This is a genomic window from Brevibacillus schisleri (assembly GCF_055685845.1).
Map to the genome: position 1 here is coordinate 5,481,738 of NZ_JBVNDM010000001.1, position 24,540 is coordinate 5,506,277.

General features: G+C 47.5%; 24 protein-coding genes and 1 pseudogene. 6 read left to right on the forward strand and 19 right to left on the reverse strand.

Features of this window, described 5'->3' with window-relative positions; genetic code table 11:
* Nucleotides 1-182 precede the first annotated feature (182 nt).
* From sufB to ACUUHJ_RS26125, 11 genes are all read right to left on the reverse strand, one after another.
* Entirely contained in the window at nucleotides 183-1,580 is a 1,398-nt protein-coding gene (sufB, locus tag ACUUHJ_RS26075) for a Fe-S cluster assembly protein SufB (protein ID WP_015893091.1), read from the reverse strand.
* A gap of 41 nt (nucleotides 1,581-1,621) precedes the next feature.
* A complete protein-coding gene (gene sufU, locus ACUUHJ_RS26080) occupies nucleotides 1,622-2,059 on the reverse strand; it encodes a Fe-S cluster assembly sulfur transfer protein SufU (protein ID WP_007726380.1) in 438 nt (145 codons plus the stop codon).
* Nucleotides 2,046-3,272 carry a cysteine desulfurase gene (locus tag ACUUHJ_RS26085; protein ID WP_289674466.1) on the reverse strand — a complete coding sequence of 409 codons (1,227 nt, stop codon included), beginning with the start codon at nucleotides 3,270-3,272 and terminating at the stop codon, nucleotides 2,046-2,048. Before ACUUHJ_RS26085 ends, sufU begins: the two co-directional genes overlap by 14 nt.
* The gene (gene sufD / locus ACUUHJ_RS26090; protein ID WP_015893094.1) at nucleotides 3,272-4,570 is read right to left on the reverse strand and encodes a Fe-S cluster assembly protein SufD; all 1,299 of its coding nucleotides are present in this window, start codon (nucleotides 4,568-4,570) and stop codon (nucleotides 3,272-3,274) included. The genes ACUUHJ_RS26085 and sufD overlap by 1 nt, the downstream gene beginning before the upstream one ends.
* A gap of 21 nt (nucleotides 4,571-4,591) precedes the next feature.
* Complete coding sequence (gene sufC, locus ACUUHJ_RS26095; protein ID WP_015893095.1) at nucleotides 4,592-5,380, reverse strand: Fe-S cluster assembly ATPase SufC; 789 nt, start codon at nucleotides 5,378-5,380, stop codon at nucleotides 4,592-4,594.
* 527 nt (nucleotides 5,381-5,907) lie between these two features.
* A complete protein-coding gene (gene pckA / locus ACUUHJ_RS26100; RefSeq protein WP_472300389.1) occupies nucleotides 5,908-7,491 on the reverse strand; it encodes a phosphoenolpyruvate carboxykinase (ATP) in 1,584 nt (527 codons plus the stop codon).
* Between the two features lie 291 nt (nucleotides 7,492-7,782).
* Complete coding sequence (locus ACUUHJ_RS26105; RefSeq protein WP_289674468.1) at nucleotides 7,783-8,925, reverse strand: M20 peptidase aminoacylase family protein; 1,143 nt, start codon at nucleotides 8,923-8,925, stop codon at nucleotides 7,783-7,785.
* A 58-nt stretch (nucleotides 8,926-8,983) separates the two neighbouring features.
* Entirely contained in the window at nucleotides 8,984-9,325 is a 342-nt protein-coding gene (locus ACUUHJ_RS26110) for an SCP2 sterol-binding domain-containing protein (RefSeq protein ID WP_289678149.1), read from the reverse strand.
* Between the two features lie 400 nt (nucleotides 9,326-9,725).
* Nucleotides 9,726-11,015 carry an IS3 family transposase gene (locus ACUUHJ_RS26115; protein ID WP_289673973.1) on the reverse strand — a complete coding sequence of 430 codons (1,290 nt, stop codon included), beginning with the start codon at nucleotides 11,013-11,015 and terminating at the stop codon, nucleotides 9,726-9,728.
* Nucleotides 11,016-11,284: 269 nt separating this feature from the next.
* On the reverse strand, nucleotides 11,285-11,677 hold the full coding sequence (locus tag ACUUHJ_RS26120) for a VOC family protein (protein WP_007726371.1): 393 nt from the start codon (nucleotides 11,675-11,677) through the stop codon (nucleotides 11,285-11,287).
* A 22-nt stretch (nucleotides 11,678-11,699) separates the two neighbouring features.
* Nucleotides 11,700-12,140 carry a hypothetical protein gene (locus tag ACUUHJ_RS26125; RefSeq protein WP_007726368.1) on the reverse strand — a complete coding sequence of 147 codons (441 nt, stop codon included), beginning with the start codon at nucleotides 12,138-12,140 and terminating at the stop codon, nucleotides 11,700-11,702.
* A gap of 305 nt (nucleotides 12,141-12,445) precedes the next feature.
* Between ACUUHJ_RS26125 and ACUUHJ_RS26130 the strand changes: the two genes are divergently transcribed.
* Nucleotides 12,446-14,500 (forward strand): methyl-accepting chemotaxis protein, encoded by a 2,055-nt coding sequence (locus tag ACUUHJ_RS26130; RefSeq protein ID WP_472300390.1) that lies wholly within the window; start codon nucleotides 12,446-12,448, stop codon nucleotides 14,498-14,500.
* A 54-nt stretch (nucleotides 14,501-14,554) separates the two neighbouring features.
* On the opposite strand, the gene gcvH is transcribed toward ACUUHJ_RS26130, so the two are convergent.
* From gcvH to ACUUHJ_RS26165, 7 genes are all read right to left on the reverse strand, one after another.
* Nucleotides 14,555-14,935 (reverse strand): glycine cleavage system protein GcvH, encoded by a 381-nt coding sequence (gene gcvH / locus ACUUHJ_RS26135; RefSeq protein ID WP_007726364.1) that lies wholly within the window; start codon nucleotides 14,933-14,935, stop codon nucleotides 14,555-14,557.
* A gap of 59 nt (nucleotides 14,936-14,994) precedes the next feature.
* Entirely contained in the window at nucleotides 14,995-15,447 is a 453-nt protein-coding gene (locus ACUUHJ_RS26140; RefSeq protein ID WP_472300391.1) for a redoxin domain-containing protein, read from the reverse strand.
* Between the two features lie 33 nt (nucleotides 15,448-15,480).
* A complete protein-coding gene (locus ACUUHJ_RS26145) occupies nucleotides 15,481-16,671 on the reverse strand; it encodes an aminotransferase class I/II-fold pyridoxal phosphate-dependent enzyme (protein ID WP_472300392.1) in 1,191 nt (396 codons plus the stop codon).
* The gene (locus tag ACUUHJ_RS26150; RefSeq protein WP_041749627.1) at nucleotides 16,668-17,033 is read right to left on the reverse strand and encodes an arsenate reductase family protein; all 366 of its coding nucleotides are present in this window, start codon (nucleotides 17,031-17,033) and stop codon (nucleotides 16,668-16,670) included. Before ACUUHJ_RS26150 ends, ACUUHJ_RS26145 begins: the two co-directional genes overlap by 4 nt.
* A 57-nt stretch (nucleotides 17,034-17,090) precedes the next feature.
* The gene (locus ACUUHJ_RS26155; protein ID WP_472300393.1) at nucleotides 17,091-17,792 is read right to left on the reverse strand and encodes a hypothetical protein; all 702 of its coding nucleotides are present in this window, start codon (nucleotides 17,790-17,792) and stop codon (nucleotides 17,091-17,093) included.
* 83 nt (nucleotides 17,793-17,875) lie between these two features.
* On the reverse strand, nucleotides 17,876-18,067 hold the full coding sequence (locus tag ACUUHJ_RS26160) for a hypothetical protein (RefSeq protein ID WP_289674477.1): 192 nt from the start codon (nucleotides 18,065-18,067) through the stop codon (nucleotides 17,876-17,878).
* 46 nt (nucleotides 18,068-18,113) lie between these two features.
* The gene (locus ACUUHJ_RS26165; protein WP_289674478.1) at nucleotides 18,114-18,926 is read right to left on the reverse strand and encodes a DUF2797 domain-containing protein; all 813 of its coding nucleotides are present in this window, start codon (nucleotides 18,924-18,926) and stop codon (nucleotides 18,114-18,116) included.
* 141 nt (nucleotides 18,927-19,067) lie between these two features.
* On the opposite strand from ACUUHJ_RS26165, the gene ACUUHJ_RS26170 reads away from it, so the two are divergent.
* The gene (locus tag ACUUHJ_RS26170) at nucleotides 19,068-19,769 is read left to right on the forward strand and encodes a polysaccharide deacetylase family protein (protein WP_173626698.1); all 702 of its coding nucleotides are present in this window, start codon (nucleotides 19,068-19,070) and stop codon (nucleotides 19,767-19,769) included.
* Between the two features lie 58 nt (nucleotides 19,770-19,827).
* Here the strand turns inward: ACUUHJ_RS26170 and ACUUHJ_RS26175 are convergent, their stop codons facing one another.
* A complete protein-coding gene (locus tag ACUUHJ_RS26175) occupies nucleotides 19,828-20,556 on the reverse strand; it encodes an amino acid ABC transporter ATP-binding protein (RefSeq protein ID WP_289674479.1) in 729 nt (242 codons plus the stop codon).
* Nucleotides 20,557-20,763: 207 nt separating this feature from the next.
* On the opposite strand from ACUUHJ_RS26175, the gene sppA reads away from it, so the two are divergent.
* The 4 genes and pseudogenes from sppA to ACUUHJ_RS26195 form a co-directional block, all read left to right on the forward strand.
* Nucleotides 20,764-21,729 carry a signal peptide peptidase SppA gene (gene sppA, locus ACUUHJ_RS26180; RefSeq protein ID WP_472300394.1) on the forward strand — a complete coding sequence of 322 codons (966 nt, stop codon included), beginning with the start codon at nucleotides 20,764-20,766 and terminating at the stop codon, nucleotides 21,727-21,729.
* Nucleotides 21,681-22,250 (forward strand): RDD family protein, encoded by a 570-nt coding sequence (locus ACUUHJ_RS26185; RefSeq protein WP_472300395.1) that lies wholly within the window; start codon nucleotides 21,681-21,683, stop codon nucleotides 22,248-22,250. The genes sppA and ACUUHJ_RS26185 overlap by 49 nt, the downstream gene beginning before the upstream one ends.
* Before the next feature lie 117 nt (nucleotides 22,251-22,367).
* Nucleotides 22,368-23,378, forward strand: coding sequence for a CAP domain-containing protein (locus tag ACUUHJ_RS26190; protein WP_472300396.1), 1,011 nt, complete (start codon nucleotides 22,368-22,370; stop codon nucleotides 23,376-23,378).
* A gap of 274 nt (nucleotides 23,379-23,652) precedes the next feature.
* Nucleotides 23,653-24,072 (forward strand): annotated as a pseudogene (locus ACUUHJ_RS26195) (DUF4280 domain-containing protein); the annotation flags it as partial.
* Nucleotides 24,073-24,540: the final 468 nt, after the last annotated feature.

Genomic DNA, 24,540 nt, shown 5'->3' on the forward strand with positions numbered 1-24,540 from the left:
CTAAAAACTGACACCTAGTGAATTTAGGCGTCAGTTTGCTGCCTGACTGGCGGCCGGGGTCTTTCTAACTGTCTACGAGGTCTTGACCATACCGTCAGATTATTCGTTTTCCCTCATAAAGCAAGGGCACAAAAAAACGTGTCTGAACGAATCAGACACGTTTTTACACGATATCGAGACAATTATCCGATACTGCCTTCCATCTCGAATTTAATGAGACGGTTCATCTCTACCGCGTACTCCATCGGCAATTCTTTTGTGAATGGCTCGATGAAGCCCATTACGATCATCTCAGTTGCTTCTGCTTCTGACAAACCGCGGCTCATCAGGTAGAAGAGTTGATCCTCGGATACCTTGGATACAGTCGCCTCGTGCTCAAGCGTGATGCTGTCGTTCATGATCTCGTTGTACGGGATCGTGTCAGACGTGGACAGTTTATCCAGAATCAGCGTATCGCACTTGATATTGGACTTGGAGCCTTCCGACTTGCGTCCAAACTGCGACAGACCACGGTAGGTTACTTTTCCGCCATCACGGGAAATCGACTTGGAAATGATCGTCGATGTGCAATCTGGCGCCAGGTGAATCATTTTCGCACCTGCGTCTTGGTGTTGTCCTTTTCCTGCTACTGCAATGGAAAGAACAGTACCTTTCGCGCGAGGTCCTTTCATGATAACAGCTGGGTATTTCATCGTCAGCTTGGAACCGATGTTACCATCGATCCATTCCATGTTCGCATCCGCGTATGCAACAGCACGTTTTGTAACGAGGTTGTATACGTTGTTGGACCAGTTTTGGATCGTGGTGTAACGGCAGCGAGCGCGTTCTTTTACGATGATTTCTACAACAGCGGAGTGCAAGGAATCCGTGCTGTAGATTGGAGCTGTACAGCCCTCTACATAGTGAACGAAGGAATCTTCATCGGCGATGATCAACGTACGCTCGAATTGACCCATGTTCTCGGAGTTGATGCGGAAGTACGCTTGCAGCGGAGTTTCCACTTTTACGCCTTTTGGAACGTAAATGAAGGAACCACCGGACCATACTGCCGAGTTCAGTGCAGAAAACTTGTTGTCTGCTGGAGGAATCACTGTCGCGAAGTATTCTTTCACGATTTCTGGGTGAAGCTTCACCGCAGAATCCATGTCGCAGAAGAGAACGCCCAGTTTTTCAAGGTCTTCCTGCATGTTGTGGTAAACTACCTCAGATTCATACTGAGCAGATACACCTGCGAGGAACTTTTGCTCTGCTTCTGGAATACCCAGCTTGTCAAAGGTTGCCTTGATTTCTTCCGGCACCTCATCCCAGCTACGGCCTTGCTTTTCAGAAGGCTTTACGTAGTAGGTGATGCTGTCAAAATCGAGGTCGTCCAGATCGCCGCCCCATTTTGGCATCGGCATGCTGTTGAAGATGTCCAATGCTTTTAGACGGAATTCCAGCATCCATGCTGGCTCATCCTTGATCTTCGAAATTTCTTCGACGATCTCGCGAGTCAAACCCTTTTTGGTACGGAATACAGAAACGTCCTTATCGTGAAAGCCGTACTGATACTCCTGTATTTCTGGGCCTTTAACAGCCATCGTTGCTCACTCCTTCGTGTTCATGTCCCTAACCTATCACTCTATTCCTGCTCCGCCTGTTTGACACCTTGCTCCAATGCTTTCCAAGCCAATGTCGCACACTTGATTCGCGCTGGGAACTTGGCTACGCCAGATAAAGCTTCGATATCACCAAGATCAATCGAGTCATCGATTTCTTTGCCTTGCATCATATCAGAGAATTTTTGCGACAGCTCCAGTGCTTCTGCTACTGGCTTGCCTTTGACAGCATCCGTCATCATGGATGCAGATGACATACTGATTGAGCAGCCTTCACCGAGAAACTTCGCGTCCACCACTTTGCCATCCTCCACTTTCAAGGAGAGCGAGATGCTGTCGCCACAGGTCGGGTTATTCAAATTCACAATGAGTCCGTCGGATTCTTCCAGCTTGCCGCGGTTGCGCGGTTTCTGGTAGTGATCCATAATGACGCGGCGGTATAAATCATCAAGAGAAGACATTGCCGAAATACTCCTTCGTCTTCTTCAAGCCCGCGATCAGCACATCTACTTCTTCTTCTGTGTTGTACAGGTAGAAGCTTGCCCGAGCGGTAGCCGTCACATTCAGCCAACGCATCAGCGGTTGTGCGCAGTGATGACCGGCACGAACTGCGATTCCGTAACTGTCCAGCACCGTCGCCAGGTCATGCGGATGTACTGTATCCAGGTTGAATGTAATTAAACAGCTGCGGTCCTGCTGTGGGCCGTAAATCTTCAATCCTTCGATCTCGCGCATTTGTTCCATCGCGTACTTGACGAGATGTTTTTCATGACGCTCGATATTGTCCATACCGATCTCTTCCAAAAAGTCGATCGCTGCTCCCAATCCGATAGCTCCTGCGATGATCGGAGTTCCTCCTTCAAATTTCCAAGGAAGCTCCTTCCACGTGGAATCGTACATATCCACATAGTCGATCATTTCTCCGCCGAACTCCATCGGCTCCACACGCTCCAGCACTTCACGCTTGCCGTACAGGACACCTACGCCTGTCGGGCCAGCCATCTTGTGCGCCGAAAACGTATAAAAATCGCAATCCAAATCCTGGACGTCGATTTTCTTGTGTGGAGCACCCTGTGCTCCGTCAACAAACAAAAGTGCGCCATGCTGATGGGCGATTTGAGCAATTTCCTTGATTGGGGTAGTATCCCCCAATACGTTGGAAACATGGTGAATGGCAACGATCTTGGTATTGTCCGTAATCGTTTCCTTGACCGCTTCCAGAGTAACGGTTCCGTCCTCTGCCAACGGAATGAACTTAAAGGTCGCTCCGGTCGCCTTGGCTGCCTGCTGCCATGGAATGAAATTGGCGTGATGCTCCACCAATGTGGTCACGATTTCATCTCCCGGCCCCAGGTACTTGCGAGCATAGCCGTACGCTACCGTATTACAAGCAGAGGTCGTACCACGCGTAAAGACGATTTCTGCGGCTTCACGGGCGTTGATGAAGGCGCGTACTTTTTCACGCGCGCCTTCGTACCCGTCTGTCGCCATGTTACCCAAGGTGTGCACGCCACGGTGCACATTGGAGTTATACTCCCTGTAGTATTTATCCATCGCCTCGATAACCTGAACCGGTTTTTGAGAGGTTGCACCATTATCCAAATAAACGAGCGGATGTCCGTTTACTTCTTGGTGTAGGATGGGAAAATATTTCCGAAGCTCCTTGGCGTTCATTAGCCTAACTTCCTTTCAAGCGCCTGACGGAGTCTGTTTTTCACTTCTTCTACTGGAATCTCAGCGACAACTGGCTCCAGGAAGCCGAGAATAATCAGACGTTCTGCGCCTTGACGGGAAATACCACGAGACATCAAGTAGAAGATAGACTCTTCACTAAAACGTCCTACCGAAGCTGCGTGACCCGCTTTAACGTCATCCTCATCGATCAACAGGATCGGGTTGGCATCACCGCGAGATTTATCGCTCAGCATCAGGATGTTTTCCGCCTGTACGCCGTTTGCCTTTTCAGCGCCTTTTTCGATTTTCGTGATACCGTTTAGGATACTCACTGCTTCATCCGTCATAACAGCCTTGCTCACCATGTCAGACTCTGTGTGCGTGCCGATATGCTGAACTTGGGAAGTGAGGTTTTGGCGTTGGGAACCAGTACCTACAGAAATGGATTTGGTCTCTGCAATCGAAGCAGTTCCCTTGAGGATAGTGGTGTTGTTAGCAACGGTGTTGCCATCGTTCATCTCACCCAAAATCCATTCCATTTTTCCATCGCGCTCAACAGTTGCACGACGGAAGCTGTAGTCGTGAACGTCTACAGACAGTGAACGTACAGAAGCTACTTGCACAGATGCGCCCGCGCCTACATATACTTCAACTAGGCTGTTCGCAACCATGCTTTTGCCTTCGCCAGATACATAAGTATCCACGTAGGTTACTTTGCTGTTCGCTTCTGCCACGATCAAAACATGTGGAGCCAACAGAGCGTTGTCGCCTGCGATTTCATACACAGCTTGCAGAGGAACATCTACTTCCACGTTTTTCGGAACGTAGAGGAAAACGCCACCATTCACTACTGCTGTATGAAGCGCAGTCAGCTTGTGCTCATCAAGTGCGATCACGTTCAGCAAATACTTTTGCACGAGATCGCCATGTGTTTGCAGAGCATCAGCAAAGGTCGTGAAGATCACGCCTTGAGCCTTCAACTCATCGGATACTGCTTGAAAAACGGTAGAAGCATTTTTTTGTACCAACAGGTTTTTCACGCTGTCGACATCGATTTGTGCTTTTACCAAATCGCTGAGTTCATTCGCCGCTGCCACCTTTGTAGTGGTTTGGAACGGATCGAAATCAACGGTATTCCATTTATCAATCTTCGTTTTCTCCAAGGCAGGGAGCGCCAGCTCTCCCGCCGCCTTCAGTCCAGCGAGGCGCTTTTCCAGGAACCAGGCAGGCTCCTGATTAGCTTTGGAGTACTGGGTGATCGCCTCGGAATCGAAGCGTAGCTGTACATCCACACTCATTTCACTGCTGCCTCCTTCATCCTACACGTTGGCGTTTACGGTTTCGTCCTCGATGCCGAGCTCTTCCTTGATCCAATCGTAGCCTTCTGCCTCCAGGCGTTCAGCCAGCTCAGGACCACCGGACTTCACGATACGACCTTGCATCATGACGTGTACGAAGTCAGGCTTTACATAGTTCAGCAAACGCTGGTAGTGCGTAATAATCAAGAATCCGCGGTCTGCGGAGCGCATTTCGTTTACACCGTTCGCTACGATTTTCAATGCGTCGATGTCCAAACCGGAGTCGATCTCATCCAAAATACAGATAGCTGGCTCCAAGAGCATCATTTGCAGAATCTCGTTACGCTTTTTCTCACCACCGGAGAAACCTTCGTTCAGGTAACGGTGGGAGAAAGACTCATCCATTTCCAGCGTGTTCATTTTTTTGTCCATCTCACGGATGAATTTCATCAGGGAGATTTCGTTTCCTTCGCCACGGCGCGCGTTGATTGCGGAACGCAGGAAGTCAGAGTTGGTTACACCGCTGATTTCGGACGGGTATTGCATCGCCAGGAACAGACCTGCACGTGCGCGCTCGTCTACTGCCATTTCCAACAAGTCTTCGTCATTGATTAGCACTTCGCCATCGGTTACCTCATATTTTGGGTGACCCATCAGCGTGGATGCCAATGTCGATTTACCGGTACCATTTGGTCCCATGATCGCGTGCACTTCGCCGCCCTTGATCTCCAAATTCAGGCCTTTGAGGATCTCTTTGTCCTCGATCTTGGCGCGAAGGTTTTTTATTTGCAAATGCGGTACTGCTGTCATCTGAATTCCCTCCATACACGTCAAAAGTGAGTTGGTAAATTCTCAATCCATTCTCAATAACTATCTTATAATAAGAATAATTATAAATCAAGGAATGAAACATATCTGTATTTTTTATATCATTATATTTAGAAAGTCTGTTTTTGCGCATAAATCCTTCCTAAATATTCTTGCCTCCGCAGCATTTTTCCCTTAGTAACTTTTGGGCATACATTTCCGTCCAAATTGCAGGTGCTTTTTGTAAAAAACACCAATGGATAACTCGAAATGGAAGGATCATTTTGAAAAAGAGTAACAAGAAACTTATGTATCGCTATTACTCTATGGAAGGGGTCCCTTCGGAAGCTTACCTGACTCTATTCCGACAGTCAAATGGAAAAGTTGTACCAATCCATACTTCGAAAGTATTCGATGGCAACAAGTAACGGATAAGCTCAAAACCGTCGGTCATAAGTTGACGGTTTTTTCTGTTTTCACGAAGAAAAAACGGATAGACCTTATCGTCTACCCGTTTCTTTCCTGTTCGATTACTTTACTTTTGGGCCCGCATTTGCAATATCTGCTGCATTCGGGAATTTCTTCTCGAAGTTTTCGATGAAGCGTGCAGCCAGATCAGCTGCTTGCTTGTCGTAATCTTCCTTGTTTGCCCATGTATTGCGTGGTTGCAGAACTTCAGCAGGAACGTTCGGGCAAGATGTCGGCACTTGTACCCCGAAAATCTCATCAGCTACATAGTCTACCTTTTCCAGCTCACCGTTCAATGCTGCTGTTACCATCGCACGCGTGTAGGACAGCTTCATACGTTGTCCAACACCTACCGGGCCACCAGTCCAACCAGTGTTCACTAGGTATACTTGAACCTTGCGCTCGTCAATCTTCTTACCGAGCATTTCTGCATATACGACAGGATGCAGTGGCAAGAATGGAGAACCGAAGCAAGTAGAAAACTCTGTTTGCGGAGCAGTTACGCCACGCTCTGTACCTGCCATTTTGCTGGTGTAGCCAGACAGGAAGTGGTACATCGCTTGCTCTTTATTCAGCTTGGAGATTGGAGGCAATACACCGAACGAATCGGCTGTCAAAAAGACGATGACATTTGGTTGCCCGCCCACGCCTGGAATAACAGCACCCGGAATTGCTTCCACTGGGTACGCAGCGCGTGTATTCTCTGTATATTTGGTGCTATCGTAGTCTGCTACACGAGTCGCTTCGTTTACGTCTACATTTTCAAGTACGGTACCAAACTGGATTGCCTTCCAGATTTGCGGTTCGCCTTCTTCAGACAGCTTGACGCATTTTGCATAGCATCCGCCTTCGATATTGAACACGCCATTGTCAGACCAGCCGTGTTCATCGTCACCGATCAAGAAACGGTCCGGGTCAGCAGACAGCGTTGTTTTTCCTGTACCGGACAATCCGAAGAACAGGGAAACGTCTCCGTCTTTGCCTACGTTTGCAGAGCAGTGCATCGGGAGTACGTTGCGCTCTGGAAGCAGCATGTTCATTACGCTGAAGATCGACTTTTTCATTTCGCCAGCATACTCAGTGCCACCGATCAACACTGTCTTTTGCTCAAAGCTCAATACGATGAAAGTCTCGGAGTTCGTTCCGTGTACCGCAGGATTTGCCTTGAAATTAGGTGCATAGATAACCGTGAATTCTGATTCGTGCGTAGCCAGTTCTTCTTCGGACGGACGGATGAACAGCTGACGTGCAAACAGGTTATGCCATGCGAATTCGTTTACTACGCGGATTGGCAGGCGATAGGTCGTATCTGCCCCCGCAAAGCCATCGAAGACAAACAATTCATCTTTGGATTGTAAGTATTGGAGCACGTCTTGTTGAAGTGCTTGGAATTTTTCAGTACTGATCGGTTGGTTAACCGGACCCCAGTTGATTTTATCGTGTACGGAAGCTTCGTCCACCACAAATTTGTCCTTTGGCGAACGGCCGGTAAACTTCCCTGTTAGCGCATTGAGCGCCCCCTTATCGGTCAAAATCCCTTCGCCACGCTTCACTGCCATCTCAACAAGATTAGCTACAGGCAAGTTATGATACACTTTCGTAGCTCCAAGAATGTCAGTAAGCTTTTGAACCGTATTGGTTTCCATGTGTGAACGATCTCCTTCCCAAAATGTGTATCATTTATTGTGACTTTCTAATTGTCGCTCGATTTGTAATTAGTATATCACATTTAGCTAAATAAGCTACATAATTTTATAATCTCTCATGGAGAATGTGTGAATAACCCTCCTCATGCGTATTATTCCCCAACAGCAGTATTTTGTCCACAAACCAACCAGTCTATCGACTATTCGTGAGGTACGCAGAGACATTTCCCCACAAAAAGAGCAACACCAAGAGTTTACTCTCTTAGTGTTGCTCTCACAAGGCATCAAGATTTACGTATTTTCAAACGTTTTCACAACCGTCTGACACAAAATCGCCACACCCTTTTCCAATGCCGAGCGCTCAAAATGCATCAGCGGATGATGCAGCCCTGGTACCAAATCACATCCGAGAGCCAGCATCGTCGCCTTGATATGAGGACGCTCCACCGTATAGTAGTGGAAATCCTCCGCTCCCGGACTGACAGGCGCCGCTCGCAAATTCTCTTGACCGAGCACATCTATAATCGCCTGCTCCATAAATGCCTTCGCTTGCTCATCGACCTCTGCCGCTACCATGCGCGACCCGGCCTCTACCTCTATGCGTGCCTGAAAAGACATCGCGACTCCGTCGATCATTTGACGAACTCGATTCACCAGGTCATCCATCGCTTGATTCGTCTGCGCTCGTAGATCGAGGGCAAAACGTGCTTTGTCCGGAATAATATTGTAGCTCTCTCCCCCGGCTTGCAGCATCGTCATTTTGACGGTGGCAGGCACCATCGGATTAATATGTACTTGACCGAGACCTGAAATAATCGCTCCCGCTACTTCAATCGCATTGATTCCAAGATGTGGTCTCGCTCCGTGCGCAGCGACTCCTGTGATTTCCCCGTAGAGAAACATGGCTGCACCGTTGTAGATGGCGGGTCCCGCCGTTCCATTTGCCATCTCCTGAATCGGTCTTAAGTGAACCCCGTACAAATAATCGATGTCATCGACGACACCCTTCTCCACCAGCTTCAATGCTCCCGTTCCTTTTTCTTCTGCAGGTTGGAACAAAATTTTTAACGTTCCCGGCGGTTGATATCCAGCCGCAACTAATGCTTCTACCGTTTCTACAATCAACGTCATATGGGCGTCATGGCCGCAGGAATGATTCGCACGCCACTCACCGTTCACTTCCTGCCACAGAGCATCGATATCTGTGCGCAAGCCGATAACTGGCTTCCCTTCGCCCCATTCAGCCACTAAACCTGTACAATCGTCAAAAGTCGTAACACGCAGTCCCAAGGCGCGCATGCGCTCCGCCAAATAACGAGTCGTTTCTACTTCCTTCCAGCTAATCTCCGGATTCTCATGCAGATGACGGAATGTTTCGGCAATAGCATCTTTACGTGTGGCAACCGTTTGTTGCAACGACATAACCGTAGACATCAAAGCGCCTCCTCGAAAACCGTTTCTTCCTATTATATCACAATGCCCATTGGACAGTTCACCGACAGGTCAGTCGCAAAATGGCATCGAGCTTCAATTGGTCGCGCAACGGCCCTGCTATGTGCACCTTTTCTTTGGCTAGAACATAGACGAGCTCATCACCTCCAAACAGCATCTGCATTTGTTTCTCCGCTCCCCTGATAATCAGATCGGCAGGCTGCTCTTCTGTCCATACATCCCAGGATGCAACTCCTTTTGCTATCGTCAATTGCCACTGTGATGGTGAATCATCCATTACAATTCTGATCCTGCGCTCCCATCCTGCTGTAATGAATTGCAGGTGTGCTTTTCCTTGTAGTCTTTCGCCCAGTTCAAAAAGCAGTCTGCCCATTCCGATCATCTGCACGCCACCCCTCTCTTCTCAATTGGGTTCGTGGCCTGTTTGGTCGAATCCTTTGGCGAGGCATGAGAGTCACTGTCGGCTGTTGTCAGGGTAGCTATCTTTTTCTCGACATTGTAAGAAAGATTTTTAGAGAATTATTTTTGAGTCAACATAGTGGAGGAGAAGAAAAAGCACAGGTCTCTTCGACTCTGACACGCCCGCAAGGGGGGATTTACTGTCCGTCTCCACTGCAAAAAGAGGACCGTCGAGCCAAAGCCACCCTATGGGCGGACGTTTCTCAAGGAAGAAGTGTTCGACAAGCGTGGTCCCCTTTTTTAAGTTCCGACTGGGGAGACGTTGTCAAGGTCTGAACTACTCCCCTAGAAATAGACAGTATTTAAAAAGAGCCTGTTGCAAATTAAGCAGCAATGAGATGATTCCTGGTTTCATCAGGAGTCATCTTTTTTAATGTCCACTGATAACGCTCTGAATTGTAATAGGTTACATATTCGTTGACGCGTTGACGCAACTCTTGAAGTGAAACACAGTCCTTATATTCGAGTTCGTCTTTCATATGACCGAAGAACGATTCCATTGAAGCGTTGTCCCAGCAGTTACCTTTGCGAGACATCGACTGCTTAAAACCAGCCTCAGCAATAAGGCGCCTCGTTGTAAGATGAGTGTAGTGCATTCCTTGATCCGAATGAAAAATAGCATCAGGATGGACGTTACCGTCCAATCGTTTGATTAATAAGTCTAGTGTCCGTTTCACTAGTGATAACTCCAATGTCGAAGACAGATAGTGTGCCAAAATCTGTTTGGTCGCCCCATCTTTTACGCAAGACAAATATGCCCATTGACCAGTACCATAGCGCAAATAAGTAATGTCAGTAAGTAGAACCTTCTCGGGTATACCTTGATCAAACTGACGTTTAAGTAGGTTTGGGCATGTGCGGTGTTCCTGAGTAGCCTTGGCCATTTTTCGATACGGATTCGCTTTCCGAATAAGAGTGACTAGCTTAAACTTTTGCATAAGACGACGAATCTTTTTATGATTCATCACGACACCGTTCATTCGCTCCAATCTCATTTTAATGACCAGCACTCCTGCTCTCCCTTTTCGAGTTTCGAAATGCTCCTTGATGAGCAGGAAGTCTCGTTCGTCGGCTTCTTCTCGAATTTGTCGCTGTTCCTCAGCACTACACCAGCGATAATAGCCACTTGAGCTCACTTCAGCAATCTGGCATAGATAACGGGTTACACGCTTCAAGCCATGTTTACGAAGAACTATGCTAATAAGCTGAAAGCGCTCGGGAGACGATAACGTCTTATTGGTTTGTCTTTCGAGCGCTTCTAGCTTTTTTAAAAGTTCGTTCTCTGCTTCCAGAAGCCTAATTCGTGCTTCAGCACGTCTCAGTTTTTCTTTTGCTGATAATTCTCCCTCTGACTTTCTACCGGTGCTCCCCTTGCCTCTGCGCTCCTCAATTAATCCAGCTTCACCAAAAGTCGTACATACTTTTCTCCATCGATGTAAGCATTTTTTTGGTGTATGACGACCCATTATTTCTAAGGGGAAACCTGCCTGAAGAAATATCTCAATCGGCGTTTGTCCCTCTCGATATGCCTGTACAGCGGTAAATTTGAACATAGGAGAATACGTGATGTTTTTCCCTGTTACTCGAAGTACATTTTGATTTTTTTCTAACATATGTATCTCATGTTCCGTAAAACTTATTCTGTTTTTACTCATCTAACATATCCCCACTCATTTCTCGTTAATGATGATTAAAACACAAAAAACCGTTAGACGGTCACTTTTTTCAAAGTGTCCATCTAACGGGTAGTAGTTCAGTCTGCGAGCCCTGTGCTTTTTCTTCTCACTAGCTTTGTTGGTTCATCGATACCCTTAAAACGTAAAGAAGATTAATCATCCACAACAAAAAAGCATCCGCTTTACGCAGATGCTTTTCGGAAACACTACTCATCAAACTCGTCTTTATCGAGTCGCACCTCAAGGTGGTGACCATCGGGTGTCTCAAAATACAAATTATAGCTAGTAGGCTGTGTAATGGGGCCACGATAGCAAATATTCTCTGCCTCCAGCTTATCAACCAGATAGTCCAGCTCAGCACGGCTTTGCACAGAGAAGGCTAGATGATCGACTTGCCCTACGCCGCCTTTCCCAGCTTCCCCGCCATGAGGATGAAGACCGATCCGTGTGTATGTGCCAATTTGAAAGTAGACAGGTGCTCCTTCCGTCATGTTCTCTTCCGGGATAGGGACTTCCAAAATGTCCTTAAAAAAACGAGCTACCTTCACAACATCACTACAATTCAATGCGATGTGGTGAACGGCTTTCAAATGAAACATTCACACTGCCTCCCACGTCAACTCAGGTCATGCGCTCTTGTGCGACATTAGCTTTTCTTTTATTGTACTGCTTCAATCGCTCGCTTAACCGTCTTAAACGAATCATCAATGCTTCCCGCCAATCGTCATCCTGCAACTCCTTGGCGATCCCGAGCAGATCCAGCGAAATATCGATCTGCTGCTTTAACACTTCGGCGAAGCTGGCTGCTTCATCCGTCATGGTACAATTCTCAAACAACTCGGATGTATTGTCAACACTCACAAAATCAGCGAAATCCACTTCTGGAGCCTGATCTCCCTGAGCATATTCTACTAAAATTTCGTATTCTCCCTCAATACCGGGATGAACCTCAATTCTGTCACATACAGGACAAAACATGATCGGGACATTGTGTACAAGCGTTTTATAATGACGGACTGAGCCTACGGAACCTACCATTCCAGCACCACAACAAAAACTCATATAGTCTCCCTCCCTATTCACCAAATGAAACGTCCATGTCCGTTTTTTGGTCGAAACTTTTGTCTGTATCCGCATTGTAGCTTATATGCCCACTAACACTCCACCCGCAAATGCTACCAATAAATAAATCGAAGTAAGATTTGGTTTATCCATTTTACTCGATTTGCTTAGATTCATGCAACATTTTCTGATTAGTATGAATATTTCCCTTCATTTGCCTAAATCCATCATAAAAGCTAGTCTTAATCTATCCGATAATAAGGAATAATAATCATTTTAGTAAAATTCAAAAGGAGAGCGGTTTCATGCTTCGTTTCAAAAGTCTTCGTGCTCGAACCCTGACCATTACCCTGCCTGTCATTATTTTGACACTTTTGCTTGTCGTGGGCATCGGTTTCTGGTTCTCTGTCGACCAACTGAATCGGGAAATTGAAGACAAACTCAATAATCAGCTAGATATGGTCGGCAGTAATGTGGAAAAGCAACTGGAAGCCCATAACAAGGTAACGTTGAGTATGGCTCGCTTTATTGAAATGGGTCCTATTACAAATTCGCTGGAGCAGTTAAATTCCCTGCTGTCCAAGACTGTTCTCATTAATGATACGACGGTTGGAATGGGAATTTTCATGGAACCTTACGCTTTTGACCCGAACAAGAAACTCGTTGCTACCTACGGGGCTAAGACCGACGGCAAGGTTAACATTACAGGTGAGTACAGCAGTGATGCCTACAACTATCCCAATCAAGACTGGTACAAGGTCGGTATTTCAACCAAGAAGGAAATCGATTATTCCGAGCCGTACTTTGACGAGGTTTCCAAGGTCTCCATGGTGACGGTAGTCGCTCCTTTTTACACTCCGGATAAAAAGCTTCTGGGTGTGGCCACAGACGACATTACACTTACTGACGTGGAAAAGCTCGTCTCCAGTACAAAAGTAGGCGAAACAGGCTGGGCCTTTTTGGTGGATCAAAAAGGGAGATACCTCGCCCATCCTCAAGCGGACAAACTGATGAATCATTCCGTTCAGTCTGACGAGAATGCTTCATTGGCAGCAATCGGTCCTTCTCTTCTGGAAGAGAAATCAGGAATGAAGACGTTTACCGATGAAAACGGCACCAATCGTGTTTATTTTCAAGAGCTCGGAGATACAAACTGGACAATCGCTCTTGTGATGCCAGAAAAAGAAATTGCCGATCCACTCTATGAGTTGTTCTTTGAGCTTTGTACGGTGAGTCTGATCGGTCTGTTGATTATGATTGCTGTCATTTATTACTTCAGCAAATACTTGACCAAACAAATCGATCGCGCCAACCAGCTGGCGCATGGCCTCTCCAATGGCGATTTTACCGCTTCCATGGATATTCAGACAGCCGATGAGATGGGGGTTATGGCAAATCGCTTCAACTCCATGACGGCAACCTTGCGCGAAACGCTAGGTCAAGTCAGCTTCAACGCCCAACAGGTTGCTGCTACGTCTGAACAATTGATGGCTAGTGCGGAACAGACGAGCAAAGCAACAGAGCAGATCGCTCAAGCCGTTCAAGAAATTGCCTACGGTACGGAGCAGCAAGTGGACGCGACCGTTCAAGGCTATGAGGTTATCAACGAGATTGCCGTCCACATCGAAACGATGGAAAAAGGCATTGAGGATGTAAATCTCTCTACACAAGAAGCGAACCGCCAAGCCACAGATGGCAATCAGATGGCAACCAAAACGGTCGAGCACATGGATGTGATCCATAGCCAGATGGCCAAGACCTCCACCATTGTCAATGCGCTAGGCCAACGCTCCCAAGAGATTGGAGAAATGATCTCACTCATCACGACGATCGCCAATCAAACCAACCTGCTCGCTCTGAACGCCGCTATCGAAGCAGCGCGCGCCGGTGAACAAGGACGAGGCTTTGCGGTTGTAGCCGATGAGGTGCGCAAGCTGGCGGAGCAGTCGAGCTCAGCCGCCGAGCAGGTCAGTCACATCGTCACGGTGATTCAGCAGGACACAGGCTCAGCAATAGCGGCAATGAATCATGGCGCTGCTATTTTGGGAGAAGGCATGACTCTCGTTCGCTCAACAGGAAATGCATTTGAGCAAATTACGGGCTCCACGTCGGAGTTGCTTGTCCGCATGAATGAAGTGACAACGGAAATGAGCAAGATCAGTCAGCAAATGCAGTCGATTGTATCCGCCATCACACATATTACACAAATCGCAGAACAATCAGCCGGTAACTCTCAAACCGTTGCAGCAGCAGCGGAAGAGCAAACCGCTTCCATGGAGGAAATCTCTTCGGCTGCAACGATGCTCGCGAAAATGGCAGAAGAGCTTAATGATGCAGTACGAACATTCAAGTTGGAGTAGTTCGTCCATACACAAAGAAAAGCCGGAGCACAAAAGCCCCGGCTTTTTTGTTTCCTATTCTTTTACCATCGCTTCGTATTTGTCTGCATCCATCAGCTTGTCCAACTCAGCTGTATCAGACAATTCGACGACGATCATCCAAGCTTGCTCGTATGGCGAAGAGTTAACCAGTTCAGGTGCGTCTTCCAGTTCGCCATTTACTTCTACTACTTTACCAGTTACAGGAGCGTACAGTTCAGAAACGGTTTTTACCGATTCCACGCTGCCAAACGGCTCATCCTGTTGGATTGTCGCGCCTACCTCAGGCAACTCGACAAACACGATGTCACCCAGCTCTGCTTGAGCAAAAGAAGTGATTCCGATGTACGCCTTGTTTCCTTCTACTCGCACCCACTCATGCTCTTCACTGTAACGTAGATTTTTCGGGAATTCCATCGTTTACATATCCTCCTATCGGGTACAATCCATTACACATACATAATTAGACGAACATTCTAGGATTCCTCTTCGATCCCCAAAATTCTGAACAAGCGTTTTTTTACCAGTTGAAGACCCTTCTCTCCTGCCTGAAAATGACGTAACTGAAGAGTTTCGTCAAACAAGTAAAACGCGGGGACGTATTCATTCTGGAATGCATCGGCTATCTTTCTATCATTATCGATTGCAATAGGGTGTGTCAAATGTTGTTCTGCAATCGCCTTCTTGATCATCTCGATATCTGTATCTTTTTCCGAATGAGGCGTATGAATTCCAATGACCTTCAAACCGTTAGTAGCGTATTGGTCTCGCCATTCATTTATGCTTGGCATCGATTCCTTGCACATGTAACAACTGACGGACCAGATATGCACCAAAACAGGACTTCCAGCCAAATCAGCTTTGGTTGCTTGCCCGTTGATCCATTCCGTACCCCCAGGGAAGTCAGGCATTTCTTCGCGCAAACGCATGAAAGCTCATCCCCTCTTTTTTGACTTCAACCGTTACACACTTGTTTTCATGCGAAGAATCCCGGATTGATCAATGGCAGCCACCGCCTCTAACAGGATCTCAGGAGGTTGGACGAGAGCAATTCGTACATAGCCTTCTCCTTCTTCACCGAAGGCACTTCCCGGAACGACCACGACTCCGGCTTGCTCCAGTAAAGCGAAGGCAAACTCTCTTGACCTCCAGCCGTTCGGTACAGCTGCCCAGACGAACATGGTCGCCTTGGGAGATGGAATACTCCATCCTGCCTTTGCCAATGCCCCCAGTAGCACATCACGCCGTTCCTGGTAAACGGGCGCGACTGTGTTTTCCCCACCCGATTCCCGATCCTTTCGCAAAGCCTCAATGGCCATTTGCTGTACAGGCAAAAAGACGCCGTAATCGATATTGGATTTTACGATTGCAAGCGGCTTGATGATGTCTGCATTCCCTACAACGTAAGCGATCCGGCAGCCTGCCATGTTGAAGCTCTTGGAAAACGAATTAAATTCAATTCCCACTTCCTTCGCTCCCGGCACTTGCAAAAAGCTCGGTGCTTGGTAGCCGTCAAACACCATCTCCGAATAGGCCAAATCATGAACCACGATAATGTCAAAACGCTTGGCAAAAGCTACGACTTCTTCAAAAAAGGCAAGGGTAGCGACAGCGGACACCGGATTATTCGGATAGTTCAGAATCATAAACGTTGCACGAGCCGCAATCTCCTCTGGAATGTCTGTCAGCTTTGGCAAAAATTCATTTTCTGCCCGCAGAGGCATCCGGTAAGGTACCGCTCCCGCTAAGTGAAGACTGCCTTCGTAGATCGGATACCCAGGATCAGGTACGAGAACAATATCTCCAGGATCGGTCCATGCCAAAGCAAAGTGAGCCAAGCCATCCTGTGAACCCATCAAGGAATGAACCTCCCCATCCGGTGCCAGCTCCACCCCGAAACGATATTGATACCAGCGGGCGACCTCTTCTCGGAAGGCCGCAGTCCCCTCGCTCAGCGGATAGCGAAAAGAGTTTGGTTGCCAGATAGCATGGATTAGCGTTTGCAGAAGCTTCTCGTCAGGCTGCTGATCAGGACTGCCAATGCTCAAGTCGTATACCGTTCTTGTTTTGGCAACTTCCCTTTTGCGAGCATCCATTTCTGAAAAAATATCGGCGGAGAGATGATTCAGTCTTTTGGAAGGTTGGCGCATCATGCCTTCCCTCCCCAAGCCTTCTCAAGTTCTTCTTCTTTGAACCCAAGGGTTACGGTGCGATCACTTGCAATAAGAGGCCGTTTGATCAGCTTGCCATTGGAAGCCAACAGCTCAAGCATTTCATCCTCTGACATCGTAGGAAGCTTGTCCTTCAAGCCCAGCTCGCGGTATTGGACTCCACTCACATTGAAAAACTTGCGCAAATCGAGGCCGCTTGTCTGCCAAATTTGGCGTAGCTCTTCTTTGGACGGCGGTGCATCCACAATCGGAATTTCTTCGAAGCCAATATTTTGATCCGTGAGCCATTTTTTCGCTTTGCGGCATGTATCACATTTGTTGTATAGATAGGCTTTCATCGTCATATCATTTCCTCGCTTTTGGTTTATGTCGTCGTTTCTTTCATTGTAAAAGAAGTACACCTAGCGGACAACGTTTACCGTCTCCACCGAATCTGTTTCGCTCTGCGATGTTTTGATCAAGAGATAGGTTTTGCCGTTTAGAGCGGTGTTAAATGACTGGCCCTGACTGTTTTGAATAAGCGGCTTCGCCCACGCTTGGATTTGCAAATCGGCTTCGGCTAGCTCCATCACACGATAGGTTGGATACATATCTTGCGGCAGCAGGTCTTGCTCTTGCTCTACATCCGTCCTATATCCAGCTGTCATGTTGTACCCTTCTACCGTCCACATTTGATGATGATTACTCCTTTTTTTCATCGTCACCTCGTACAGCATGCCGTCTGTCGTCGCTACAAGGATTCTCCTTGGATTTAATTGACTGCCTATCGTTTGAAAGCTCTCGATTTCTGTTTTCAACTCACTCTGCACAAAACGACGGAGAACTTTTTTGTAGTTATGGTTGTCCGGATCTTTTTGCATTTGTAACAGCTCAGCTTCGTTATACACGAGGCCTGCACCCTTGTCGTCTGTCCAATCAAATGCTTCCACAACGGCGTCACGGTCCACCAACTTCTGACTCACTTGTGTGGAAGTAACCGTCGTTTCAAGTGCTGTTTTTTTCGTATTCATATTTCCGATCTGCTTTGCCCCGATTTCGTATATCCCCCACATGCAACCGATCAGCACCATCGCTACCCAAAAAGAATGCAACCAGACTCGCATACGTCTGCCTCCTCACGTATTCACCGTGCTAAACAAAAACGACAGCCATCACGTTCTTCTGGCTGTCGTTCATAAGTAAGCTGCTATTGCGGCAAGTTGCTTTCATTGCTCCTGCGATCCGCAGTCTCTACTTCATTGGTCTGAACATCAGGATTTACCTGCCACATTTGCGAAAGCGGCGAGAAGGGCACCCCTAGTTGCTTGACATCTTGGTCTTCCACAGCCTCAGCCAGTGTCCCGGTTAAAGGCATGGTGTACTCAATGTACTCATCCATCTGCCATCCTCCTTCACATGTCCTAGTGTGAGGAGTTTGCAGGTCATTATGCAGACGGTTTTGCTTTGATCTCGACTTGGTAGCCAGCGTGCTTCCTCACCTGGAATACACCCGTTTCAAAAATCAAATACTGTGCTTTCACACCGATCAATCGCCCGCCGAGTTGTTCTTCTTTATCGAGCGTCTTGGAATTAATTTTATCCAGTGACTCCAAGATCGGATAAGCAATATCTACCCATTCATCCTCGCGATATTGGAATGCTTTAAACTGTTCAGGAAAATGACCGTACACTTCGTCACGCATGGCGAGCAAGTCGATTTCCTTCACATCTCCCTTGAGCATTTTGCGCCAGTTGGTCTTGTCCGGCAAAAACTGACTCAAGTGGAATTCAAGCTCCCCAGCCATCCGACGAGTAGGAACCTCTGCAATCGGAATCGCGCGAATCGCGCCTTGATCCACCCAGCGTCTCAATTCATTATGCTTGCGAGTCAATCCTACCTTTATATCACTCGACACTGCCAGATAGACAAAATGCGGAATCATGCAATATCTCTCGCCAAAGCTCTCGTCCCGGCAAGTCCCCAAGTCAAAATGACATTCATGCGGCTTGACGATGCATAAGTCATTTTCCGGCAGCTTGGTAAAACAGGGATAGCAATACCCGCTGTTAAACGTCTTGTTTGTTTTGCGGCCACAGGCAATGCAATTTTTTTCGCCTAAAAACGAAATCGTCAATTCACTGCCCAGCCATTCGTTAAGCGGAAGGCGATCGTCACCGATATTCAAATAGTAGTCTACCGGCTTGTCCCCTCCATGGTACTCGTGTGTTAGTCCTTGCAAAATACCGCGGAGTTCCACCAAACTCTCTCCTCTCCTATGTACGGTTCTTCCATTTTAACATAACCGCCACCTACTCTGACCGCTGTTTTCTTTTGGTAGCATGTTTTCCCTAGCAGGAGGTGAACCTAATCACATCCCAGAAGAAGGAGGCGATTGTTCATGCGCAACTACATACGGTACGCCTTGCTACTCGTCTGCCTTCTTGGCTACGGCACCCTACCTGCTTTTGCCCAGCAAACACTGCCTTCGTATGAGCCGATCCACAGAATCGACACAGAGAAAAAGGTCGTCGCTCTCACTTTTGATGATGGGCCGGATGCTATCTATACGCCCAAAATTCTTGAGGTGCTGCATCAGTACAACGTTCGGGCTACGTTTTTTGTCCTTGGCTCCCAAGTGGACAAGCATCCAAAGGTCATGCAGTGGATTTACAAGGCTGGGCACGAAATCGGAAACCACGGCTACCACCATTTTGATCTGAACAAGCTGACCGAGCATGAAGTGTACGAAGAAATCAAGCATGCAGAGCGCTCTATTTTGAAGACGACCGGCATTTTGGCGCAATACTACCGTCCACCCTACGGCATCCTTACACATGACGTCATGAGTGCGGTTCAATCCAGTGGCTACGACATCATTCACTGGTCGATTGATCCTCGTGATTGGTCTTTGGCACGCACGGCTAATGTCATTGCCAAAAGCGTCAAGAGCAATGTCTCCTCCGGGGATATCATCCTGTTTCATGATGGGGGCTTAAACCAACGGCAAACAGTCGCCGCTCTCCGGGAGCTCATCACGGATTTGCGTTCGCAGGGGTATCGATTTGTCACAGTCAGTCAATTGTTGGATGCAGCAAAATAATACGGCACCAGTGCCTCGTTTTCCTGATACGAAACGAAGCAACTGGTGCCTTTCTTTTTCACGCCAATACCTTGCCCAAGAATGAACGCAAGCGGTCGTTGACGTTATTGCCAAAAACCTCACTGGGATGACCTTCTGCCATAATGATACCTTGATCCATAAAAATGATTCGGTCGCCCACTTCCTTGGCAAAATTCATTTCGTGCGTCACGATCACCATTGTCATGCCTTCTTTGGCTAAATTTTTGATGACGGCAAGCACCTCTCCCACCAGCTCTGGGTCCAGGGCGGATGTCGGCTCGTCAAACAGCATAACCTTTGGATTCATCGCGAGCGCCCTTGCGATTGCTACTCGTTGCATCTGCCCCCCAGAAAGCCGCTCGGGATACACATCGGCCTTGTCCTGAAGCCCTACCTTCTGCAAGAGAGCCAAGCCTTGCTTACGGGCTTCTTCCTGAGACATCTTCTTTACTTTTACAGGGGCCAGCATGACGTTTTCCAGCACCGTTTTATGCGGAAAGAGATTAAAGCGCTGAAAGACCATCCCGACCTCTTCTCTTACTTTATTGATATCGGTCTTGGGGTCTGACAAATCATGGCCGTTGATGACAATCTTTCCGCTGCTCATGTCCTCCAACTGATTCAAGCAACGTAGAAACGTGCTTTTGCCCGAGCCTGACGGTCCAATGACACAGACTACTTCCTTTTCTGCTACCTGAGTCGTAACGCCCTTCAACACTTTCAGATCGCCGTAGTTCTTCGTCAAATTCGACACCTGTATAATCATTTGTCTGTCCCCCTATTGCGATAAAACAAGCTTGATTGTGGTTCATCTCCTTTCATTTTACCGCAATAGTCTAAAAATTGCATGAATTTGCTGTTTGGTGGGTGAACGCCAGCCTCATAGACGATCGACTCCATCCCATTTTTTCCAGTGCTTGTCGCATGCGTAACTATGCTCCCGGCGGCTCATGCTAAGTGTGAGGTGGTTTTCATGCATCGAAAAAAATGGGTCGCTCTTGTAATCGTACTGGCCGTTTTTCTATTAGGGCTTTTGGTGGAAGGTATTTACGGGACTTATACAGATCTCGTCGACCATCCTGGGTTCGCTTGGGAAGAAAATGTGGTATCCGGTTATGGCAACAGCAAAATTGTGCAGCTATTTGTGAACGGCACTATTTCGGGGCAACAGAATAGTGCTGGGGTGCCTTCGATGACGGAGCTATTGACTGAACAGCTACGCCGAATTGAAGAGGATGAGCTGGTGAAAGCCGTGGTCCTTCGCATTGATAGTCCAGGTGGAGAGGTGGTCGCTACCGATGAACTACACAGACGCTTGCTACGGCTCAAGCAGGTTCGCAATCTTCCCATCGTCGTTAGCATGGGTTCGACAGCAGCCTCAGGCGGCTATTACCTGGCTACAACAGGCGATGTGATTTTTGCCAATCCCAACACACTAACTGGCAGTCTGGGTGTGATTTTCAATCTGTTTAACTATAGTGAAGCTGCGAACAAGCTGGGTGTGCATCAATACGCGATCAAAAGCGGACGCTTCAAAGACATTGGCAGTCCATCCCGGCCACTGACGGACCCAGAACGGCACATTTTCCAAACACTCGTCAACGAAAGCTACAACAATTTCGTCGACGTCATCGTCAAGGGCCGCAACCTCTCCCGTCAACGCGTACTGGAAATCGCTGACGGCCGTGTCTATTCCGGCGAGCAAGCAAAACGCCTGGGACTCATCGATGAATTCGGTGATTTGGAGGAAGCGACACGCTACGCGCTCTCTTTGTCTGGAGAAAAAGAAGCTATGGTCATCCGCTATGCAGACCAGCTCTCCATCAGCAAGCTGTTATTCAGCATGAAGCAATACTGGTCGAATCCTGATCCGCTTGGTCTCAATCGAATATGGGACCGCCAAAGCTCACCTCGCCTTCTATATCAGTTCATGCCTTAGCCTGTTATTACGGAAAGGAGTGGCTTATCATAAACCAGCTTCCCAACGAAGAAAAAGCACATGATCCTGATTCTTTTGATCCATATGCAGAAGCCCATCCACAACATTTCTATGCTGGCTTTTGGATTCGTGTGGTGGCATCGCTCCTTGATTCGATGTTCTTGATTGGGATTAGCTACCTCATTTTCAATCCGTTGCGCCGTGTTTTTGCCGTTCCTTACGCCTCTTTTCCATTCATTGATTTTTTGGAGGTGTTGTTTGATCTCCTCTATATGATCATACTGACCTGGTGGACTGGACAAACCTTGGGAAAGCTGATCACAGGTATCCGTGTCATCAGTGCCAGACAAGCGCGAGGCAATCTGACAGGCGGACAGGTATTATTGCGCGAAGTCATCGGTAAATTCCTCGCTTCACTCGTATTCGGACTGGGCTATCTATGGGTTGCCTGGCACCCACGTAAACAAGGCTGGCATGATCTGATCGCCAAAACGTATGTCATCCGGGATCGTCGCCCGTAACCTCCGCTCTATAGCGGGGGTTTTATTTTTGCTTCCTTGGTCCCTATTTTGGTAGAGGCTTCCTGCCGATACCATTACCAACAAGGCAGATTCTATCTCAACCGAGGAGGAAGATACATGCGTAAACACAAAGTAACTAGCATCCTCGCCCTGAGCCTTTCGCTGGCTCTGCTCGGCCACGTTGCCCCTGTCCTTCCTGTTTCAGCTGCAACGGCTGCCCCTCAAGCAGCAGCCGTTAAAACGAATAATGTCTATAACCTTCAACTAGGGATGAGCACAGCGCAAGTAGAACAAACATTAGGCAAGCCTGCTCGCATTGATGCTAGTCATACGGGTGTGGAATGGTGGATTTACAATCAGGATTTGAACAACTACATTCAAGTCGGCATACAAAACGGCAAAGTCGTGACATTGTTTACCAATGGCGCCAAGCTGAATTTGAAAGGCATCACGATTGGATCTACTACTAAAGACCTACAAAATAACTGGGGTGCACCGCAAGACACGCTGACGATCATGCCGAGTCTGCGTATCCAAAAGAATACCCTTGCTCATCCGACCTATATTCAAAACAATCAAGCGATCACCTTTTCTATCGATCAGCTGGGTGGAAACAAGGTCGCAGGAGTACGCATCTCTACTCCTGAGCATTTTGCCACCATTGCGATTGGCTTGATGTATCCCATTTCCTATACGAAATTACCGGAACTGCCGAAACTGACAGACGCACAGATGAAGCAGGCAACCCTCGCATACGAGAAACAAAATTTGGACTTGCTCAACGTAGCGAGACAACGTGCCAAACTGCCTGTTATCACTTGGGATGAACAAGTTGCAGCAGTAGCTAGAGCACACAGCCAAGACATGGGCCAGCATAACTTTTTCAACCATACCTCCCCTTCTACGGGAAGTCCGTTTGATCGATTGAAGCAAGCCGGCATTCGTTACAGCTCAGCTGGTGAAAACATTGCCTACGGACAGCTAGATGGGGTCGAAGCCCATATGAGCTGGATGAACTCCGCAGGCCATCGTCAAAACTTGCTCAATCCAAAATTCAAGCAACTCGGTGTCGGTATCGTTATGAAAGATGGCCGCCCGTATTTCACGCAAAATTTTGTTACTCGCTAAGTTTCGCGTAACTGATTCCAAAAGACGACCCTGTCCTCAAATTTTGGGGATAGGGTCGTCTTTTGTATGTTCCATCTAAAAATCATATCCAAGCACCTATAGATGCATAGCACGTTCAAGGCTTTTTACCTATTGTTTGTGACCACTTCACATCCGATATCTCAATGCATGGGCATTATTCCCTTTATTTATATAGATTGGATATCAGTCATTCATCTTTCAACACAAGCATCTTTCCATCTGTATAGGAATCTGCCTGAGAGGAGGAGACTGCATGCCCAATATTGAAAATATCACCGTCCAGAAGTCGAATGCGGAGCGCAAGAGTTACGTGGTTGTTGGTGCCATTCTATCATGCAGCAACGGAAGTAAGTTAAGTCGGTTAAAAATGCCGTTCAGTCATGGTGTTTTTGTAAAAGGGAAGCCGCAAATGAATATCATGGATTTTATTCCCAACATAAACATCATGCCCTTTGGAAATTGCAGTAGCTTGAAAAATCCCTCAGTCACTTCTGCCACAGCAGCCAACAATGGTGTACTTACACCTATGCCGTGCACACCTCTGACGACAATGCCATGGATCGATGGCAAAGCGGACAAGATGGTCGGGGATCATCCGGCATTGTTGAACAAATCAACCAATATGTGCCTCCATTGTGGACTGATCAAGATTGAAGATGACGGGCAAGATTTGGGTGGGGTAACGCTAGGAGTTCAGTCGCTAGTACAAAGTGGGCCGACAAAATCCGGTTTTGGACAAGGACCAGTTTGCGAGAAGCCACAGGAAAAGCCAACCATGTGGGATAACTTCGTAAAAGGAATTTCCAAGTTGGGAGACGTTCCTGCTGCGATGCAAAAGGCTACAAGTGAGCTGCCGGGCGCTTTGGAGAAAGCGACAGAGGATTTGCCCAAGGGTGTTGGAGTATTTGTAAGGGAAGGCTATATCGAGCCAATACAAGAGGACATCGATATGTTGCGGGATGATACTATCAATATCGCAGATGGAATTGCAATCGGTGGACTTGCCTTGCAAGCACTTACCTTGGGGAGAAGTAAAAACATAAAGGATTTAATCGATGCGGCAAAGAAAGGAAAGAAAGTACAGCCTAATATTCAACAATATTTATACCGCCGAACCTCAAACACTGGAGAATTCAAAGAC